General features: G+C 58.4%; 2 protein-coding genes and 2 pseudogenes. 2 read left to right on the top strand and 2 right to left on the bottom strand.

What is annotated here, in order from left to right; translation table 11 throughout:
- A pseudogene (locus AB4Z52_RS35885) lies at positions 1-289 on the bottom strand (GH25 family lysozyme); the annotation flags it as partial.
- A gap of 759 nt (positions 290-1,048) precedes the next feature.
- Between AB4Z52_RS35885 and AB4Z52_RS35880 the strand changes: the two are divergent.
- Positions 1,049-1,531: pseudogene (locus tag AB4Z52_RS35880) on the top strand (transposase); the annotation flags it as partial.
- A gap of 619 nt (positions 1,532-2,150) precedes the next feature.
- On the top strand, positions 2,151-2,759 hold the full coding sequence (locus AB4Z52_RS35875; RefSeq protein WP_442222562.1) for a reverse transcriptase domain-containing protein: 609 nt from the start codon (positions 2,151-2,153) through the stop codon (positions 2,757-2,759).
- Here AB4Z52_RS35875 and AB4Z52_RS35870 read toward each other — a convergent pair.
- Positions 2,756-3,056 (bottom strand): hypothetical protein (locus AB4Z52_RS35870; RefSeq protein ID WP_442222561.1); only part of this gene is annotated, 301 nt, incomplete at its 5' end. The genes AB4Z52_RS35875 and AB4Z52_RS35870 overlap by 4 nt on opposite strands.

Below are 3,056 nucleotides of genomic sequence, written 5' to 3'. Positions count from 1 at the left end.
CCTGCTCACCGGCTGTGCGGCACCAGTAGAAGAAGTGGTACGCGCCGCGGCGCACGCCGGCTTCCTTGGCCTTGCGCCAATTCGTCTTAAACATCGGATCGAGATGATCGCCGCCGTCGGTTGCCTTGATGTAAGCGAAGTTTGCTCCTTGCGTGCGCAGCCGATCCCAGTCGATATCACCTTGCCAGCGCGAGACGTCGACGCCATGCACTGCCAGCTTCCGCGGAGACGATCGACCGAAATTGATCGGTTTGGCATCGCGGAACCGATGACCGTAAATTTGACCGCCGGATCGCGTGAACGTCGGCATCTCGGGCTTCGCCATAGCGGTCCGTACCGCAGGCCTTGTCCCGGGGACGGGAATACCGACGCTGCCTATAGCAGATGCGAAGGCTGGTGGCATCACCGACGCTGTCCCAGCCAATTGCTCCCGCGAAACCACGGCTTTCGGCATGCTTTGTTGGACATTCGATAGCGGCAGCACATTTGATGGTCGCGTAATTGAACCGGTCAACTCCGATGAGGGGAGACCGGCTGCGATATGCTCAGGACTGGAATGGGATGTGCAGCCGGACACAACCAGGCAGACCGAGATGATTGCTGATGAAGCCAATAAACGCATAAGAACCCGTACGCAAACAACCGCCGATAGCGACGGATGTACTACCGCACCGCGCTGCCACCGATCGCTAAAGCTAGATTAGCAACAAAGATTGAATGCGATCTTTACGGAGAAGCAAATGGCGGTGGTTACTACGGCCGCGTTGGCGGCAGGCCCGCGCTATAGCGCGGCGATCTGGATGAGAGGCCTCATCTTGATTGACGCGCCGCACGCGCGGAGCAGCGCAGAAAGGCGGCGGAACTGAAGATCGCGGACCTGAACTGAAGGATCGTGTCCCGGCAGGTGGTGTAGGTGGCGGGAGGTAGCAAAGCCGAGCGCCCGCGCGTTTTTCATAGCGCTGTAGCGGGTGGTCGGGTTTGCGGGCGGCCATCAGTGTTTTCCGCTAGGGTCGGGTTGTTGAAGACCAACCTGACGGAAAGACCACCGATGACCAATGACATGATGAACGTGCGCTCGCTTGTTGAGAAGAGCGCGGATGCAGATTTATTGCGCGAGATGATCGGTTTTGCAGCCGAGCGGCTGATGGAGCTGGAGGTCGGCTCAGCTACCGGTGCTGACTTCGGCGAGAAGAACCCGATGCGCCTTGCTCAACGCAACGGCTACCGCGACCGGGACTGGGAGACGCGAGCCGGAACCGTTGAACTCCGCATTCCGAAGCTGCGCAAGGGAAGCTATTTCCCGAGCTTCCTTGAACCCCGTCGGATGGCGGAAAAGGCTCTGACCGCCGTAATACAAGAAGCGTATATCCAAGGGATATCAACCCGTTCTGTCGACGATCTGGTCAAGGCCATGGGCATGTCGGGCATCTCCAAAAACCAGGTGTCGCGACTGTGCGAGGAGATCGACGTCAAGGTGAAGGCGTTTCTCGACAGGCCGATTGAAGGTGACTGGCCATACCTCTGGATCGACGGTGCGCCGTGCGGCGCGGGAGGTGCGTATGATTTAACGTAACCTCTCAAGCTTGCCGATTTTTGACCGGCGGCTGCGATGCCGCCCGATTTACAGGAGCAGTGGATCGAAGGGGGCCGAGAAGCCTGACCGGGCGTCGCCGGTTGGGTTGCATAAGCAGATTGGCCTTAACTGTACCGGATGCGGGCCATCAACCGCAGGCCGGGCTACCGCAATGCCTATGGCGAGACAACGAAGTGGGCGTCCGAAGCCTCGGAATACAGATATCGCTTCCATTAGCGTGATGGCGTGGAAGCACCAAACAGCAATCAGAGGCGGTAAGGCTCATCGATCCTTGCTGCCGGGTTCTCGATGAGACCCGAGATGGGACTGGCTCCTATGCCCCATCTCCCGCATTGCACGGGGTAGAGCTCACCGCCTAACGGCACAAGGTTGGAAATCGGAACACGGGAACTTGGATCGTTTGCCCGGTCGGAAGCCGGGCTCGCTGCGACGGCCAGATATGGACGACACCAAGGGCGGAGCTTTCGTAGTAGTCGGAGTGCGGGAAAGCCGCACACAGGGCGAAGGGAAGCAGGAAGATGATAAGATTGCAAAGACGGAGGAGTGATCCGTGGACATGGATCATCGGACAGACAAAGTCTGGGTACTCGGCATTCAAAGCAAACTCTATCAGTGGAGTAAGGCAAATCCCGACGACCAGTGGCACGACATGTGGGGTTGGTTGACCGACCTCAGAGTGCTGCGCCATGCCTGGCATCGTGTCGCCTCAAACAAAGGGGGACGCACGGCCGGGGTTGACGGGATGACGGTGGGACGCATCCGGAACAAGAGTGAAGATCGCTTCCTGGTCGAACTTCACGCTGATCTGCGCAGCGGCGCATATCGACCCAGTCCGGCCAGACGCAAATTTATTCCGAAAGCCGGAAAGCCGGGGCAATTCCGGCCCCTGGGTATTCCCACCATCAGAGATCGCGTCGTCCAAGGCGCGGTCAAGATTCTTCTGGAGCCGATCTTCGAGGCACAGTTCTGGCATGTCTCTTACGGGTTCCGGCCCGGCAGGAACACCCATGGTGCCTTGGAGTACATTCGTCGGGCAGCCTTGCCGCAGAAACGTGACAAGGACACCCGACGAAACCGGCTGCCGTACCCTTGGGTTATTGAGGGGGACATTAAAGGATGCTTGGATCCTGCTTCATACTGCCTCCAGGTTTATGTGGTCTGTTAAAAGAGAGTAGGCTGCGTGTCTATGAGTTTGATACGTAAGCCTATTTTKCCACCTTTGGTGACATGGGCAGCCTCAAGTTCGCCGCGTTTTACACGGTGCAACACGGTCTGGCGCGTGACGCCCAATGCCCGGGTGGCTTCCTGCATGGTGACGAAGCCGTCTGCGGCCACTGCGCTAAAGTGTGCTCTCAGTTCGTCGGTTACCCGTATTTGCCAGGGCGCACCTGATGTCACCTGTTCGCCGGCAATAAGACCCTCGTTGAGCCAGCGATGTAAGGTTGACGGTGCGACGTTTAAT

The organism is Rhizobium sp. 2YAF20, assembly GCF_052114685.1.
Classification (GTDB): domain Bacteria; phylum Pseudomonadota; class Alphaproteobacteria; order Rhizobiales; family Rhizobiaceae; genus Rhizobium.
This window is presented reverse-complemented; position numbering and strand designations above follow the sequence as displayed.